Annotated in this window: 18 protein-coding genes; 1 reads left to right on the top strand and 17 read right to left on the bottom strand. The window is 30.0% G+C overall.

Annotation, left to right across the window (positions count from 1 at the left end):
* Window positions 1–12: 12 nt before the first annotated feature.
* The 12 genes from OC526_RS03130 to efp are packed head-to-tail and all read right to left on the bottom strand — an operon-like array spanning window position 13 to window position 8,078.
* On the bottom strand, window positions 13–708 hold the full coding sequence (locus tag OC526_RS03130) for a pseudouridine synthase (RefSeq protein WP_262122134.1): 696 nt from the start codon (window positions 706–708) through the stop codon (window positions 13–15).
* Window positions 698–1,231, bottom strand: coding sequence for an SMC-Scp complex subunit ScpB (gene scpB, locus OC526_RS03125; protein WP_262122133.1), 534 nt, complete (start codon window positions 1,229–1,231; stop codon window positions 698–700). Before scpB ends, OC526_RS03130 begins: the two co-directional genes overlap by 11 nt.
* A gap of 6 nt (window positions 1,232–1,237) precedes the next feature.
* Window positions 1,238–1,930 carry a segregation and condensation protein A gene (locus OC526_RS03120; protein WP_262122132.1) on the bottom strand — a complete coding sequence of 231 codons (693 nt, stop codon included), beginning with the start codon at window positions 1,928–1,930 and terminating at the stop codon, window positions 1,238–1,240.
* Window positions 1,930–2,475, bottom strand: a complete 546-nt coding sequence (locus OC526_RS03115; protein WP_262122131.1) for an NUDIX hydrolase — start codon at window positions 2,473–2,475, stop codon at window positions 1,930–1,932. The genes OC526_RS03120 and OC526_RS03115 overlap by 1 nt, the downstream gene beginning before the upstream one ends.
* Complete coding sequence (recN, locus tag OC526_RS03110; protein WP_262122130.1) at window positions 2,462–4,162, bottom strand: DNA repair protein RecN; 1,701 nt, start codon at window positions 4,160–4,162, stop codon at window positions 2,462–2,464. Before recN ends, OC526_RS03115 begins: the two co-directional genes overlap by 14 nt.
* Window positions 4,162–4,614 carry an arginine repressor gene (locus tag OC526_RS03105; RefSeq protein ID WP_262122129.1) on the bottom strand — a complete coding sequence of 151 codons (453 nt, stop codon included), beginning with the start codon at window positions 4,612–4,614 and terminating at the stop codon, window positions 4,162–4,164. Before OC526_RS03105 ends, recN begins: the two co-directional genes overlap by 1 nt.
* A gap of 9 nt (window positions 4,615–4,623) precedes the next feature.
* Window positions 4,624–5,451, bottom strand: coding sequence for a polyprenyl synthetase family protein (locus tag OC526_RS03100; RefSeq protein WP_262122128.1), 828 nt, complete (start codon window positions 5,449–5,451; stop codon window positions 4,624–4,626).
* Window positions 5,444–5,629, bottom strand: a complete 186-nt coding sequence (xseB, locus tag OC526_RS03095) for an exodeoxyribonuclease VII small subunit (RefSeq protein ID WP_262122127.1) — start codon at window positions 5,627–5,629, stop codon at window positions 5,444–5,446. Before xseB ends, OC526_RS03100 begins: the two co-directional genes overlap by 8 nt.
* Window positions 5,622–6,809, bottom strand: a complete 1,188-nt coding sequence (gene xseA / locus OC526_RS03090) for an exodeoxyribonuclease VII large subunit (protein ID WP_262122126.1) — start codon at window positions 6,807–6,809, stop codon at window positions 5,622–5,624. The genes xseB and xseA overlap by 8 nt, the downstream gene beginning before the upstream one ends.
* Window position 6,810: 1 nt before the next feature.
* Window positions 6,811–7,185, bottom strand: coding sequence for a transcription antitermination factor NusB (nusB, locus tag OC526_RS03085; RefSeq protein ID WP_262122125.1), 375 nt, complete (start codon window positions 7,183–7,185; stop codon window positions 6,811–6,813).
* Window positions 7,185–7,511: an Asp23/Gls24 family envelope stress response protein gene (locus OC526_RS03080; protein ID WP_262122124.1), complete on the bottom strand. Its 327-nt coding sequence runs from the start codon at window positions 7,509–7,511 to the stop codon at window positions 7,185–7,187. Before OC526_RS03080 ends, nusB begins: the two co-directional genes overlap by 1 nt.
* Before the next feature lie 9 nt (window positions 7,512–7,520).
* Window positions 7,521–8,078 carry an elongation factor P gene (gene efp, locus OC526_RS03075; RefSeq protein ID WP_262122123.1) on the bottom strand — a complete coding sequence of 186 codons (558 nt, stop codon included), beginning with the start codon at window positions 8,076–8,078 and terminating at the stop codon, window positions 7,521–7,523.
* A 158-nt stretch (window positions 8,079–8,236) separates the two neighbouring features.
* On the opposite strand from efp, the gene OC526_RS03070 reads away from it, so the two are divergent.
* Window positions 8,237–9,394: a nucleotidyltransferase family protein gene (locus OC526_RS03070; protein ID WP_262122122.1), complete on the top strand. Its 1,158-nt coding sequence runs from the start codon at window positions 8,237–8,239 to the stop codon at window positions 9,392–9,394.
* A 23-nt stretch (window positions 9,395–9,417) separates the two neighbouring features.
* Here the strand turns inward: OC526_RS03070 and OC526_RS03065 are convergent, their stop codons facing one another.
* The 5 genes from OC526_RS03065 to OC526_RS03045 are packed head-to-tail and all read right to left on the bottom strand — an operon-like array spanning window position 9,418 to window position 14,497.
* Entirely contained in the window at window positions 9,418–9,903 is a 486-nt protein-coding gene (locus OC526_RS03065) for an ATPase (protein WP_262122121.1), read from the bottom strand.
* Between the two features lie 10 nt (window positions 9,904–9,913).
* Complete coding sequence (gene coaD, locus OC526_RS03060; protein WP_262122120.1) at window positions 9,914–10,396, bottom strand: pantetheine-phosphate adenylyltransferase; 483 nt, start codon at window positions 10,394–10,396, stop codon at window positions 9,914–9,916.
* Window positions 10,393–10,935 (bottom strand): 16S rRNA (guanine(966)-N(2))-methyltransferase RsmD, encoded by a 543-nt coding sequence (gene rsmD / locus OC526_RS03055; RefSeq protein ID WP_262122119.1) that lies wholly within the window; start codon window positions 10,933–10,935, stop codon window positions 10,393–10,395. Before rsmD ends, coaD begins: the two co-directional genes overlap by 4 nt.
* Window positions 10,935–12,923: an ATP-dependent DNA helicase RecG gene (locus tag OC526_RS03050; protein WP_262122118.1), complete on the bottom strand. Its 1,989-nt coding sequence runs from the start codon at window positions 12,921–12,923 to the stop codon at window positions 10,935–10,937. Before OC526_RS03050 ends, rsmD begins: the two co-directional genes overlap by 1 nt.
* On the bottom strand, window positions 12,923–14,497 hold the full coding sequence (locus tag OC526_RS03045) for a DAK2 domain-containing protein (RefSeq protein ID WP_262122117.1): 1,575 nt from the start codon (window positions 14,495–14,497) through the stop codon (window positions 12,923–12,925). The genes OC526_RS03050 and OC526_RS03045 overlap by 1 nt, the downstream gene beginning before the upstream one ends.
* Window positions 14,498–14,500 lie beyond the last annotated feature (3 nt).

Below are 14,500 nucleotides of genomic sequence, written 5' to 3'. Positions count from 1 at the left end.
AGAAATAGATAACTATTGCTTCCATAAAGAAACAAATTCCATTTCTTTTTCATCAAATTTTTTGTATTGACCTTCTTTTAAGTCATCAAGATATATAGCTCCAATTTTTGTTCGTTTTAAATCTATTACAGTTGATCCAAAAAAATCAAACATTCTTCTGATTTGGCGATTATACCCTTGGCGAATGACAACTATGTAGGTGTTATTTTTTAAGTATCTGATATTTGCCTCTCTAGTTATCTCACCATTTCCTATATCAAGGCCACTTTTAAATTTTTCTATTTGATTCTCATTTAATAACTTATCGACTTTTACTATGTATTCTTTGCTAACCCCGGATGAAGGATGGATTAATGAGTTTGTAAAATCTCCATCATTTGTAATTATTAAAAGTCCGTGGCTATCCTTATCAAGCCTACCAGCTGCAAAAAATCTTTCGTCAATATCTATTAGATTATTTAAATCTTTGTCATTATGAGGGTCAAAATTACTTGTGATATATCCAACTGGCTTATTAAGCTTATAATAAAAATACTCTTCTAATTGAAGTATTTCCCCATCTATGCTTACAATATCATCATCCTTAACATCATAACCCATTTCTTTTAGGATTTTCCCATTTACTTTAACTTTTTCATCTCTAATCAAATCATCAGCTTTTCTTCGAGAAGTATATCCTGCTTGGGCAATAAATTTGTTAATCCTCATAAATTTCCTCTTCTAATTCTTTTATCTCTGGCAATTCTTCTAGAGAAGATATATTAAAATATTGTAAAAATAAGGTCGTTGTAACATAAATAATTGGCTTGCCAATTTTATCCAAACGGCCATTCTCTTTTATAAGTCCACGATCCAAAAGATTATCAATTGTGGTTTGAGAATTTATCCCACGGATCTTATCAACTTCTGCTCGAGTTATAGGTTGTTTATAGGCAATAATTGATAGGGTTTCAAGAGCTGATGATGTTAGCTTTTTCTCGGTTTTCTTTACTAGAGAAGAAAAATATTTATCGTGTTTTACCCTAGTTACAAACTGGTACTCTCCATCGAAGTTATTAATCAAAAGCCCACTTTGATTTTGTTTTCTTTCGGCTACCATTTCATCAATTGCTATTTTTATTTGTTTTTTATCTGCGTCGGTAATTATTGCTGAAAGGTCATTTATATTGATTGGCTCTCCCCAAATGTATAAAACCTCTTCAATAAGTCCCTTAAGATAAATTTTATCCATCTTTTCCTACATTCTTTTTTTTATATGAAATTTGTTACCTTGATTTTGCTCTAGGTATATTTCTTTTAGTTTGCAAAGTTCCAATAGTGCTAAAAAGCTTGCTATACACTCTGCCTTTGTGTGAATTTCATTGATTATTAAATCAAGTTTCAAATCATTTCTAATCTTCAAGGCTCTTCTATAACTTGATAAATAATCATTTACATCTGGCATTTTGACTTGAGAAATAATATTATGAGGCTTTTCTTCTTTTTCTAGTCTTTTTAGAAGTTTTTGAAATTGATTGGCTAGAATTTTCACATCTTTGGTAATTATTTCTTCTTCAGCTTCAAATTTTGCCAAGTCTTCTCCATATTTACTGTGGATTTTTCTTGCTTCCTCTTCTAATAATTTTAAATCATTTTGGACAGATTTTATTTTTTTATACTCGATTAAGTAGGCAATAAAATCTTCTTCCAAATTTTCATCTTTTTCTTTTGGTAAAAGTTTATTTGATTTTATATTTAAAAGTACTGAAGCAATATAAATAAAGCTACTCAAATCTTCAATAGCTGGATCTAACTTTTCAACTTCTGATAGATAATCCTTGGTCAAATCCTCTAAGTTTATATCGTATATATCTATTTTTTTCTTTTCAATTAGTTTTAATAACAAATCAAAAGGGCCTGTAAAGCCCTCTAGTTCAATAGTAAATTCCATTAATTATTTCTATTCATCATTGCATATTGGATAGCAATTATTGTTTTAGCATCTGTGATTTCGCCGTTTTCGACCATATTATAAAGCTCATCAATTGGATATGAATTAGCTTCTAAGTTTTCGTCCTCATCTAGATCTAGTTTTGATTCTACTAAATCTTTTGCTACAAAGAATAATAACTTATCATTTGTAAATCCAGGAGATGAGTGCATGGTAAATAAGAAATCTATTTGTTCTGGAAGAAATCCTATTTCTTCTTGTAATTCTCTTTTTGCAGCCTCTATTGGTGCTTCATTTGCATCAACTAGTCCCGCTGGGATTTCTAGCATAACTTTATCAACAGCAATCCTGTACTGGCTTACCATCCATAATTTGTCATCTCCATCATAGGCAATAATGCCTACTCCCTTTTGGTGGTCCACAATTTCTCTTTTTGAATATTTTTTATTTTGTAATTCTACTGTCTCTACTCTGAGTTTTAAAATTTTGCCATCGTAAATAGTGTCTGATTTAATAGACGTTTCGTAAAATTTATTGTCGCTCATTTCTTAATTCCTCCGCCATTTCTAGCATTTCACCTGCTGAATTTATGGTTATTTCTGTAATGTTTACTCCACCTATTAGTCTAGCTATTTCTGAAATACGTTTTTCGCCTTCAATTTTTTGGGTCGATGAAATTGTAAAATCTCCCACATCTTCTTTGTTAATTAGTATATGGTTGCTAGCTAAGGATGCAATTTGTGGCAGGTGGCTTATAGCTATTACCTGTCTTTTATTTGATAAATCTAGGATTTTTTCTCCCACAATTTGGGCAGTTCGTCCTGATATTCCAGTATCAATCTCATCAAATATCATAGTATCTACATCATCAAAGTCAGCAAATATTTCCTTAAAAGCTAGCATGATTCTGGATATTTCACCGCCTGATGCAGTTTTGGTAAGTGACTTTAAATCCTCTCCCTTATTTGTCCTTATTAGGAAATCTAGCTCATCTGCACCAGTAGTATCAATGTTATCTTTTTTACTAAATTCTATTTTAAATAAACCATTTTTGATATTTAAGTCTGCAATAGATTTATTTATATTTTCCTCTAGGATTTTACTTTTTTTAATCCTAATATCATGGAGCTTACTAGCATTTTCATTAAGTTTTTGGTCAATGTCAGATAAGATACTATCCAAATTATCTCTTAAGTCTTCAATCTCATCCAGTTCCTTAATCCTAGCCGAGATTTCATCATAATAGGAAATTATTTCATCTATATTTGAACCGTATTTTCTTTTTAAATTGTAAATGTGTTCTATAATGTCCTCGAGTTCTTGAGCTCTTTCTGGATCTCCTGTTAATGATTCTTGGTAAATATCCATTTCTGAATATATATCATTTACCTCATCATTTAGGGCAGATAAGCGATCATAAAACTCACCTATCTTACTATCGATATCAGAAAAAGAATTAATTTCACTTAATATTGCACCAAGCATTGAAGAAATAGAATTTACATCATAATCGCTATTATCCAAAATACCCTTGGCTGCCTCTATTGACTCACGCATGGCATTGATATTATTTAGCTTTTTGTATTCCTCATCAATTTCTTCTTCATTTATAGAAAATAAATCTATTTTTTCAATTTCTTCGATTTGGTATTTTATCAAATCTCTTTCCCTACTTATTTCTTCATCCGATAAATTTAGATTGTTATATTTTACTAAATATTCGTTTTTTTGATTAACTAAGGCCTTAATCATTTTTCTAAGATCGATAGTTTCTTGGTCGTTAGAATAATTATCGATAAGGTAAATATAGTTTGCCTTGTTCATAAAGGCATTAGAATCACCCTGATTGTAAATATCAATAAGTATCGGTGATATTTCTCTAAGTATAGTAAGGTTTGCAACTCTACCATTGATACGTAAAGTAGATGACTTTTGAGAAATGGTTCTATTAACTATTAGTTTATTATCATCCTCATCAAAGATTACACCGTTATTTATTAATATATTTTTAGCTTTTTCATCCAGCTCAAAAACTCCTTCAATAACAGTTTTTGGCGCAAAACGACCTACTATGTCTTTATCAGCTCTTTTTCCTAAAAGCAAATTTATAGATTCGAGGATTAGTGATTTTCCAGATCCAGTTTCACCAGTTAGTACATTAAATCCCTCTTCAAAAAATATATGATTTCTTTTTATAATTACAAAATTATCTATAAATAGCTCAGAAAGCATTATCTAACCATATCCCTTATTTCTTCTATCAAATCATCGAGAGTATCAAAATCTCTTGGTGTTATAAACATGGTATCTATTCCTGTCACTATTCCCTGAATGTTTTCAAGTTTTGCGTTTGTAATATATTGACCACATACAGTTGCACAGTATGAAATAGTTTTAATTACGCAAAATTGCCCACTTTTTTCAACAGAAAGTACAGATTCCTTAAAAATCTTTTCCATACGTTCATTTAAAGTGTCATAAACTGTATCAACTACTGTATATTTGTATTCATAATCATCAGTTTGAACTTTTGAAATACGAAGTTCCTTGATGTCCCTAGATATGGTAGCTTGTGTTGCATCAACCCCTTGGTCTCTTAACATTTGAGAAAGTTGGCTTTGAGTTTTTACTTCGTTATTCTGGATAATATCAAGAATCAATCTTTGTCTGGTATATTTTTTCATAATTTTTCCTTATTTCTCGCGCACTGATAGGTAATCTATCAAAAATAGTAAAAAATCGTTGTTAGTAAAATTTGATATAGCTGTCTTTGCTTTTTGATTTATCTGATTTAACAATTCTATAGCTGCATTTTTTTCTAAAACATTTAAAATATTTAGTTCATCAGCATATGTTTCTTCGAGTAAATCATCCTGAATTTGATAAGCTAGACCTAGATTATAAGCATATTCTTCTAGTTTCTTTATTCCCTCATTTGAACAACCACAAACAATTGCAGCACATATTATAGATGCTTTAAATAAATCAGAAGTTTTTTTATCGTAAACATTTAAAAGATAGTCTTTATCGTAAGCTTCTGGGCATCTTAAATCTAAAACTTGACCTTCTATCATGCCCTTGTACCCACTATGGTCAAAAAGATATTTTCCAGCCTCTGCATACATCGGATTTTTACAAGCTAGATTAAAAATAAGAGAGCTTGCTTCATTAAGGAGAGCATCTCCACTTAATATTGCAATATCTTCTCCAAACTTTTTATGTAAGGAAGGCTTTCCGCGTCTCATATCATCATCATCCATTGCTGGCAAATCGTCATGGACTAAAGAATAAGCATGGACCATTTCTAAAGCAAGGGCAAAGTCAATATCAGTTTCTGTAATTTCTTTATCAAATAATTTCAAACTTTCTAAATATAGATTAGCCCTGATTCTTTTTCCTGAATCCATTGCATAGCTAAGAGCATGAGCTATCCTATAATTATTATCAAAATAAGTTTTTGCTTTTTGATCTATTAAATTTTTATTACTAGTTAATGTTTTTTCAAAAATTTCATTATTCATGGTTGCCTATTACTTCAATTTTCGCTTGATAGTCTGAAAGTTGAGATTTAAGTTCCTCGTAAAGACCGTTAGCTTCTTCATAAATTTTTATACTCTCATCCAAATTTTCCTTATTTTCTTCTAATTTTTCTAAGAGTTCTTCAATTTTTTTATAATTTTCTTCAAATGATTTATCCATCAGTTACTACTGCTTTTATCCTTCCATCACTAAAGTTGATTTCTATCTCTTCTCCCACTTTTACTGAATATTTAGAAAATATTTGAGCATCGTCGACACTTTTTATAACAATATTTTCTTTTCTAGCCTCTATTAATGTTTTTGCCGCCTTAAGTCTTGTTTCTAATAAATTTATCTTGGATTTATTAAAAGCAAGATTGTTTTTTATCGCCTTATCAATTGCTAATTTAAGACTTTTGACATCCTTATTTTTTTGTTCAACACTATTTTTTGGATTAGTTGCTTTTAATTTTTGTTTTAGAATAGCTAGCTTATATTCATTTAGTCTAATCTGGCTTAGAATTATATCTTTCATTAGCGAGATGTTTTTCTTTATTTCGCTTTCTAGATTTGTATAATTCGCAATAATATATGATCCAGCCTCTGTTGGTGTTTGTAGTGATAAGTCAGCGACTAGATCCAATAATGTAGTATCAATTTTGTGTCCGATTGCTGAAATAATTGGTGTTTTCGCTTTAAAAACTCGCTCGATTATTTCTTTGTCGTTAAAGACTGATAAATCTTCGTTAGATCCTCCACCACGAGTTATTACTATTACATCAAGGTCCAATTTTTCCAAATCATCAAGGCCTTTTAAAATCAATTCCACTGCATCGTTTCCTTGAACCTTTACTGGAAATAACTTTATTTTGATGTCATTTGGTTTTTGGTTTATTACTGAAATAAAGTCGACTATGGCAGCCCCGTCTTTTGATGTTATTAGCCCCACATTTTTCGGAAGTTTTGGAATCTCTTTTTTATTTTCCAAGTCAAAGTATCCACGATTTTTAAAGTCTTCTTTCATTTTGATAAACTTTAAATATTCCTCAGATACTCCATTTTTATTTATTTCATTTGTTATTATGACAACCCTTGATGAAAAATTATTGTAGGAAAAGTTACCACGAACTAGGACATCCATCCCTTCCTTAAAGTCAAAATCAATATCCTTATCTACGTAATAATATATTACACAGTCTATAATATCGTTTCCTTCTTTCAAAGAAAAATATAAATGGGCACCATTAAACCTTATATTGGCAAGGCTTCCATTTATATATACTCTTGTTAGGATGGGATCATGTTTTATGCTAGTTTTAAAATATTCGTTAAATTGTTTTACAGAAAGTGCCTTTAACATATTATTTTCTTACAATTTTCCCTAAAACTGAATTTATCATCTGATAGTCATTGTCATCAGCATAGATTTTTGCAAGTTCAACAGCTTCATTTATAGAAACCGAAACTGGAATGTCCATATATTTCATCTCATTTAAACTTAGGAATAATATTGCTTTTTCAACTTTAGATAAGCGATTATATCTCTTTTTTAGAGATTCTTCTAAGGTTTTTTCTATATTTTCATAATTCTCATTATATGAAATGATAGAATCTTTTATAAATTCTTCATCAGCTATTCCGTGATTTGATAAAGTTTTTTCAACGTCAGATATTTTATTTATACTATCTTCATAGATGAGTTTAAAAACCCATTCTCTTTGCTCAGTGCGTTTCATTAGATTATTAATTTATCCACAGAAACGTTCACACGAGCAACGCTTAGGCCTGTCATAGATTCAATAACTCTTACTACGTTTTCTTGAATATCTTTTATAGTTTTTCTAACATTCACATTCTTATCAAGACTTACATTTAAGTCTACTAGTAGTTTTCCATTTGCTTGAGTTACTGTACTTTTTGGACTGTTTTGTGAAATATTTATTTTGCTTTCATTTTCACTTTTAGCGCAAACTCCATTTATTTCTTCACTTGCTCTTATTGCTAGCTGGTCTAAAATTTCATTTGCTATTTTCACTTGTCCATTTCTAAAATTATTAGCCATTATTTCTCCTTAAACTCTGGATAGATAATCTCCAGTTCTTGTATCAATTTTAATTGTGTCCCCTTCATTTACGAAAACTGGAACGTTAATAATTGCGCCTGTTTCTACTGTAGCTGGTTTTGTAACGTTTGTTGCTGTATCACCTTTGATAGCTGGTTCTGTTTCTGTAACTTTAAGTTCAACAAAGTTTGGAGCATCAACGCTAAATGGATTGCCGTCATAGAATTTGATTTGTACTGTGTCGTTTTCTTTTACATATTGGATAGCTTCTTCTACAGCCTCGTATTCAATACCAATTTGTTCAAATGTTTCAGGATCCATAAAATAATAAAGTGTACCATCATTGTATAAATATTGCATTTCTTTAGTGGAAATAACAGCGTTTTCAAATTTTTCATTTGGGTTAAAAGTTACATCTTTTGTTCCTCCACCCATAACTGATCTTATCTTTGCACGAACAAATGCAGCACCCTTACCTGGTTTAACGTGTTGAAAATCAACTACTTGGTAAACATCATTGTCATATACAAAAGTAACACCTTTTCTTAAATCATTTGCAGAAATCATAATTCCTCCTATGTAAATTTAGTTTACATTATTATACCATATTCTGTATTTTTTTGGAAATTTTATTAGGATTATATTTCAAATATATATAAAATATTCCTTAATAATGAAATATAATTCAATAATGAAATATAATTCATTTGGGGTATAACGATTTTATGAAAACTTTAGCAATAATTTCCGAATTTAATCCCTTCCACATGGGACATAAGTATCTGCTTGACGAGGCAAAAAAGCAAACAAATGCAGAACTTTCTTTAAGTATTATGAGTGGTGACTACGTCCAAAGAGGAGAGCCTGCAATTATCGACAAATTTTCAAGGGCAGATAGTGCTATGAAAGCCGGTTTTGATATGGTTGTTGAAATGCCATCATTTATAAGCCTTCAATCTGCAGAATACTTTGCAATAGGATCTATTAAAATATTAGAAAAGATAGGTATAGATTACCTATCTTTTGGTATTGAAAAATTAAACCCAGATGAATTTTTAGAAAAAGTTGATATTTTAATTGAAAAATCTTACGAACTTGAAGAATTAACTAAAAATAATCTCCACAACTCATCCTTTACAAAGGCACGTTATGATTCCACCTGCCAATTGCTTGGGGAAAATAATTTTATTACTTCAAATAATATCTTAGCTCTTGAGTATATTAGAGCTATTAGAAAAATAGATTCAAAAATAAAACCTGTTCCTATAAAAAGAATTTCATCTTTAAATAAAGAAAGTGAATTAAAAAAAGAAAATATCTCATCTTCAACTGCTATTAGAAAAAATATTTTTAATGATTACAAGGACCATGTACCTAATTTTTCTTATGAAGTCATTGAAGAAAGTATACAAAAATTTGGAATTCCTAGTATGGATTATGAATATGAGATTTTTAAATATTTGCTCCTAATAGAGCAAAAGCCAATGGATAATATTTTGTGTTATGAAGATGGTATTGAAAATTATCTTAGGAAAATAGCTCTTAAAAACCAAAATTTTTCATCATTTATAGAAGAAGCTACTACAAAAAGATATACTTCATCAAGGATTAAAAGACTTATGTTAAATTTTATCCTTGAGAATGATAGTTATATGAATGACTATGATATTGATTTTTACAAAGTCTTGGCCTTTAATAAAAAAAGTGAGTATATATTTAGAAATTCAAAAAGTATGCCAGTACTTACAAAAAAAGATATGGATAGGTTAACTGGAACTGATAAAAAAGTTTTAACACAAATGCTTAAGGCCTCAAATTTATATAATATTTCTACGGGGCGAGATTTAAATCAAGATTTTACAAAAAAAATAAGACGCTATTAGAAAGCTAATGGCGTCTTTTTTATTTATCTTGATTCTAAAATAGATCTTCTATTTTTTTCTAATTGTTGAGCTAATTGACTGAAGTTTTCAGATGATGATGAGAATAATTTATCGATATACTCATATGATTGTTGTCTAATTTTGTTTGCTTCTGTTGCTGCTTCTTGAAGGATTCTGTCAGCTTCTGTTCTTGCTTGTAGAGTAATTTCATGTTCTGAAATCATTTTTTGGTATTGAGTTTTTGCTTGTTCTTTAAAATTTTGAATTTCTTTGTCAGCTTGAGCTAATCTTTCATTTGCTTCTGCATTTGCTTCGCCGATAATTCTATCTTTTTCTTGGTAAGTCCATTCTGCTTGTTTGATTTCTTGTGGTAAAGAATCTTTCATTTCATTTAATATTTCATAAATTTCGTCTGGATCTACTGATACCTTTCTAGAAAATGGAACAGCACTTGCTTCATCCATTACATCTTCCATTTCATTAATTAATTCTGTGATTGTGCTTGCCATATGTTCCCCCTTAATAATTAAATTTTTCTTTCATTTTACATTCAACATCTTTGCTTACGAAGGAAGATATATCTCCCTCAAAACTTGCAACTTCTTTTACCATGCTTGAGCTAATGTGCGAATAATCAGGATTACTTAAAAGATATACTGTTTCTAGTCCCTTGTAAAGCGCTTCATTTACCCTAGCAAGATTTCTTTCATATTCATAGTCCGCCATTCCCCTAAGACCTCTTGCAATTATGTGTGCATCTTCTTCTTTTGCAAAGTTTACCATTAAACCATCAAAGGTTTTTATACTTACATTCTTAAGGTTATGGTCATCCACTTCTGATTTTATCATTTCGATTCTTTCGTCAAGGGTAAAAATCGGATTTTTATTTCCATTTATCAAAAGTGCAACTACTACTTCATCAAACATTTGGCTAAGTCTTTTTATAATATCAAGATGGCCAAAGGTTGGTGGGTCAAAGGTTCCTGGATATATTACTTTCATTTTATATAAATTTTAACTATTTTCCTTCCATAAGTTTTCTCTTTAATGAGATATAAATCATATGTATCAGAAAACTCAATGTTTCTATCTGATTCTGTTATTACTATACCATCGTCATTTAACAATTCATAATTTAAAATTAATTCCACCGATTCTGTGATGTATTCTTCATCATAGGGAGGGTCTAGGAGAATATAATCAAATTTTATGCCTTTATTTTTATAATTTTCCAAGGCAGCCCTATAATCTAGCTTAGAAATTTCATAATTTGGATCATTTATTTTTTCTAAATTTTCCTTTAAGGATTTTAAACTTATCCTATCTATTTCATTAAAATAAACAAAGTTTAAGCCTCTAGATAAAAATTCTATACCCATTTGCCCACTTCCAGCAAACAAGTCTAGGGCATTGCCATTTGTCTTCATTGGATAAAGCATATCAAAAATAGCTTCCTTGATTTTATTATCAGTAGGTCTAGTATTCTTATTTTTTGGTGCAATTAGGTTAAAACCCTTATATTTTCCTGCTACAACTCTCATTAATTTAAAATTATCCTTTTGTCCGTTTCAAAAAACTTTTCTATATAAGAAAAATTTACACCTTCAAAATTGTTTGATTTTAGATAATCAAATATCTCAAAGCCTTTATCAATTTCTTCTTTTTCCATATTTAAAAACTCTATTTGGCTGATATTTCTTCCATGTTGGATGGATGATAAAATTTTGCCACCGCCACGGAGGTCGAAGTCTTTCTTTGCAATATCAAATCCATTTTCATTATTCACTAAGATATTTAATTTTGCCATACCATCTGCATTTTTACTTACCAAATAACAAAATGAATCATAGGGCCCTCTACCAACTCTTCCACGCAATTGGTGGAGAGATGAAAGTCCAAAATGATTTGCATTATAAATTACCATAGTATTTGCATTTGCTACATCAATACCAACTTCAATTACAGTCGTAGATATTAAAATTTCGATTTTCCCATTCGCAAAATCCTTTAGGGTCTTTTCTTTATCGGTAGCTTTCATATCTCCATGTAGTTTTTTTACTATGCGATTTTTAAATTGTTTTTTATAACGCTTGTATAGATTTTCTACACTGTTTTGATCATCGGCATCTATATTATTAGAAACTATATATATTTGCCTACCATCATCTAGATTTTTATTTATCTCATAAAATAAAGTTTCTTCCATTGGCTCAGTTACAACACTGGTTGCAATTGCTTTTCTGCCCTTAGGCAACTCATTTATCATTGATAGGTCTAAAATCTTTGACAATCTTAAGGAAATTGTTCTTGGAATTGGTGTTGCAGTCATGGTAAGGTAATTAACTTTTTCACCCTTTTGACCAAGTGCTTGCCTTTGGCCAACACCAAATCTATGCTGCTCATCATTTACTACAAAACGTAAATCCTTAATAACTACGTCTTCCTGTATGAGTGCATGAGTTCCAATTACAATGTCAATTTCACCATTGGCAAGTTTTTCCTTAATCTCATCTTTATTTTTTTGAGATCCTGTTAGCAATCCTAAATTTAAACCAAATTTTCTGATTAAATCTAAATTTTTTTCGTATTGTTGGATAGCTAAAACCTCTGTTGGTACCATCATGGCAGCTTGGTAGCCATTTATTGCAAAAATAATCATTGCAATAAGCGCAACAATAGTTTTTCCGGAGCCTACATCCCCAATTAAAAGCCTATTCATTAATTGGTTTTTATTGGAGTCCTCAAGTATTTCTTTTAATGAAATTAATTGTGATCTAGTAAGTTTAAAATCTAAATTATTTAAAATGTAATCTAAATCATATTCTAAGTTCAAATTTTGCTTTCTTTGAAGCCTTTTATTGATATAGTCAATATAAATTAGCTCTTTTACAAAATCCATAATTTTAATTTGTGATTTTGCTGCCATCAAATTTTCTTTTTTGCTAGGAAAATGAATTTGATTGAGATTTTCTAGTTTTCTATTAAAATAAAACTTTTTTAAAATATTATTATCAAATATTTCTTCATCATTATCAAAATTTTTTAGACCTTCTTTAATAAATCCAGATAATTGTTTTTGGTTAATACCTTTAGTAAGTGGATAAATTGCAATTATATTTCCAATTTGATCATCATCTAGTTCACAAAAAATAGGATTGATTGTCTCATACACCTTATTTTCATAATTCACCTTGCAATAAAACTTATAGGTCTCTCCCATTTTTAATTTCTGGTGGGAAAATCTATCATTAAACCAAATAATTTTTATTTTTTGATTGGTCGATTCTTCTAAGGCAAACAAGTAAGTTATCATCCCAACTCGTGTGCGATTTTGAAATGATTTACTTACTATCTTCCACTCAAAATAAGATTTTTTATTTGGATTTGCTTTTAAAACATTTGTTTTATGACTCCTATCCTCAAAACTTGTAGGATAGTAATTGTACAAATCGGAAACAGTATAAATATTTAATTTTCTAAGAGTTTCTTTTTTCTTTTCTCCTATGCCTTTTAGGTCTAGTAGGTCCATTATTCTAGAGTGATTGTGTAATAATAAACTGGTTGTCCACCATATACTAGCTCAACATCCACATCTTTGTGTTTTTTGCTGATTTTTTTAACCAATTCTTTGGCATCTTTTTTATCAACTTCTTCACCATAATATAGGGTGATTAATGATAAATCTTCGTCGTTTTCTAGGGCAGTTTCGATTGTTTTTAAGGCTGTATCAACAATCTTTGAATTTGATGTTACTATATTTCCATCTAATATTCCTAGATAATCATCTCTTAAAATTTCAATCCCATTGATAGATGTATCTCTGATAGAAATTGAAATTTCTGCCACGTGCATTTCTTTGATAGATTCATTCATATTTTCTAAATTTGTTTCAATATCGCTATCTTCATCAAATTCAAGCATTGCAGCAAATGTTTCAGGAATAGACCTTGTTTCTACAACCACTGCATTTTTTTCTGTAATCTGAGCTGCTTGTTTGGCACTCATTATAATATTTTTATTATTTGGGAAAATAATTATATTTTCAGCATTTACACGATCTAGAGAATTAAAGATATCTTCTGTAGATGGGTTCATAGTTTGTCCACCTGAAATAATCTCATCTACATTCATTGATTCTAAAATCGCATCATAACCTTCTCCACGGCTGACTGCTATAAAACCATATTTTTTGGCCTGACTAGCTTTTTTCTTAGCTATTTTTTCCAAATTTGGTTTTAAGTTTTTAAACTCAGCTTTTAAGATTTCACCATCTACTGTTAGCATTTGTAAAAGACCGTATGGATTATCTGTTTTTAAGCTAGCTTTTAAAATACCTTCTTCAAAAGATTCTTCTATTTCATCTGCTATTGTCCCAAGATTATTCAAAATAGTTTTATAAGACTCTTCTGTAGTTGCTATCTCAAAACTTAATTCATATGGCAGGTCCTTTTTTTCTGCTTGGGATTTGCTATGGATATCTTCGATTTTTATATCACTATTTAATGCAGAAAAAGCACCTTTAAGTAGAGTAATTAATCCTTGACCACCAGAATCTACAACACCTGCTTCTTTTAATACTGGAAGTTGATTTGGTGTATTATCAAGGGCTATTTGTCCAGCCCTGATAATTTCAAATAAATATTGATCAATTTCAATGTCTTGGCTATAAATTTCATTTGCTTTGTCAGTCATTTTTTGGCTAACTGTTAGAATTGTCCCTTCAGTTGGTTTCATTACCGCTTTGTAGGCAGTTTGATTTGCAATTTGGAAAATTTCTTTTATATCTAAACTTTCAATTACATCTTTTCCTTTAATAGCCTTTGAAAAACCTCTTACAAGTTGGGATAAAATTACCCCTGAGTTACCACGTGCACCCATCAGAGTACCTTGGGATAAGGCTTTTGCAATTTCATAGCAACTATTGCTATTTAATTGGTTAACCCTATCTACACCTGATTTCATAGTCATGGTCATATTTGTCCCAGTATCTCCATCTGGAACTGGAAAGACGTTTAATTGATTAACCATCTCTCTATTTTCATTTAACAATTCATAAGCTCCAATAATCATTTGTTGGAGTTTATTTGCATCAATTTCTCTCATATT

This window comes from Anaerococcus sp. Marseille-Q5996 (assembly GCF_946893725.1).
Taxonomy (GTDB): domain Bacteria; phylum Bacillota; class Clostridia; order Tissierellales; family Peptoniphilaceae; genus Anaerococcus; species Anaerococcus martiniensis.
Note: the sequence above shows the minus strand (reverse complement) of the source record. Positions and strands in the feature narration are given on the sequence as shown.

What these genes read in the sequence shown, in the direction of transcription:
- OC526_RS03130 (WP_262122134.1), bottom strand. Translation starts at nt 708, where the DNA reads ATGAGGATTAACAAATTTATTGCCCAAGCAGGATATACTTCTCGAAGA.
- scpB (WP_262122133.1), bottom strand. Translation starts at nt 1,231, where the DNA reads ATGGATAAAATTTATCTTAAGGGACTTATTGAAGAGGTTTTATACATT.
- OC526_RS03120 (WP_262122132.1), bottom strand. Translation starts at nt 1,930, where the DNA reads ATGGAATTTACTATTGAACTAGAGGGCTTTACAGGCCCTTTTGATTTG.
- OC526_RS03115 (WP_262122131.1), bottom strand. Translation starts at nt 2,475, where the DNA reads ATGAGCGACAATAAATTTTACGAAACGTCTATTAAATCAGACACTATT.
- recN (WP_262122130.1), bottom strand. Translation starts at nt 4,162, where the DNA reads ATGCTTTCTGAGCTATTTATAGATAATTTTGTAATTATAAAAAGAAAT.
- OC526_RS03105 (WP_262122129.1), bottom strand. Translation starts at nt 4,614, where the DNA reads ATGAAAAAATATACCAGACAAAGATTGATTCTTGATATTATCCAGAAT.
- OC526_RS03100 (WP_262122128.1), bottom strand. Translation starts at nt 5,451, where the DNA reads ATGAATAATGAAATTTTTGAAAAAACATTAACTAGTAATAAAAATTTA.
- xseB (WP_262122127.1), bottom strand. Translation starts at nt 5,629, where the DNA reads ATGGATAAATCATTTGAAGAAAATTATAAAAAAATTGAAGAACTCTTA.
- xseA (WP_262122126.1), bottom strand. Translation starts at nt 6,809, where the DNA reads ATGTTAAAGGCACTTTCTGTAAAACAATTTAACGAATATTTTAAAACT.
- nusB (WP_262122125.1), bottom strand. Translation starts at nt 7,185, where the DNA reads ATGAAACGCACTGAGCAAAGAGAATGGGTTTTTAAACTCATCTATGAA.
- OC526_RS03080 (WP_262122124.1), bottom strand. Translation starts at nt 7,511, where the DNA reads ATGGCTAATAATTTTAGAAATGGACAAGTGAAAATAGCAAATGAAATT.
- efp (WP_262122123.1), bottom strand. Translation starts at nt 8,078, where the DNA reads ATGATTTCTGCAAATGATTTAAGAAAAGGTGTTACTTTTGTATATGAC.
- OC526_RS03070 (WP_262122122.1), top strand. Translation starts at nt 8,237, where the DNA reads ATGAAAACTTTAGCAATAATTTCCGAATTTAATCCCTTCCACATGGGA.
- OC526_RS03065 (WP_262122121.1), bottom strand. Translation starts at nt 9,903, where the DNA reads ATGGCAAGCACAATCACAGAATTAATTAATGAAATGGAAGATGTAATG.
- coaD (WP_262122120.1), bottom strand. Translation starts at nt 10,396, where the DNA reads ATGAAAGTAATATATCCAGGAACCTTTGACCCACCAACCTTTGGCCAT.
- rsmD (WP_262122119.1), bottom strand. Translation starts at nt 10,935, where the DNA reads ATGAGAGTTGTAGCAGGAAAATATAAGGGTTTTAACCTAATTGCACCA.
- OC526_RS03050 (WP_262122118.1), bottom strand. Translation starts at nt 12,923, where the DNA reads ATGGACCTACTAGACCTAAAAGGCATAGGAGAAAAGAAAAAAGAAACT.
- OC526_RS03045 (WP_262122117.1), bottom strand. Translation starts at nt 14,497, where the DNA reads ATGAGAGAAATTGATGCAAATAAACTCCAACAAATGATTATTGGAGCT.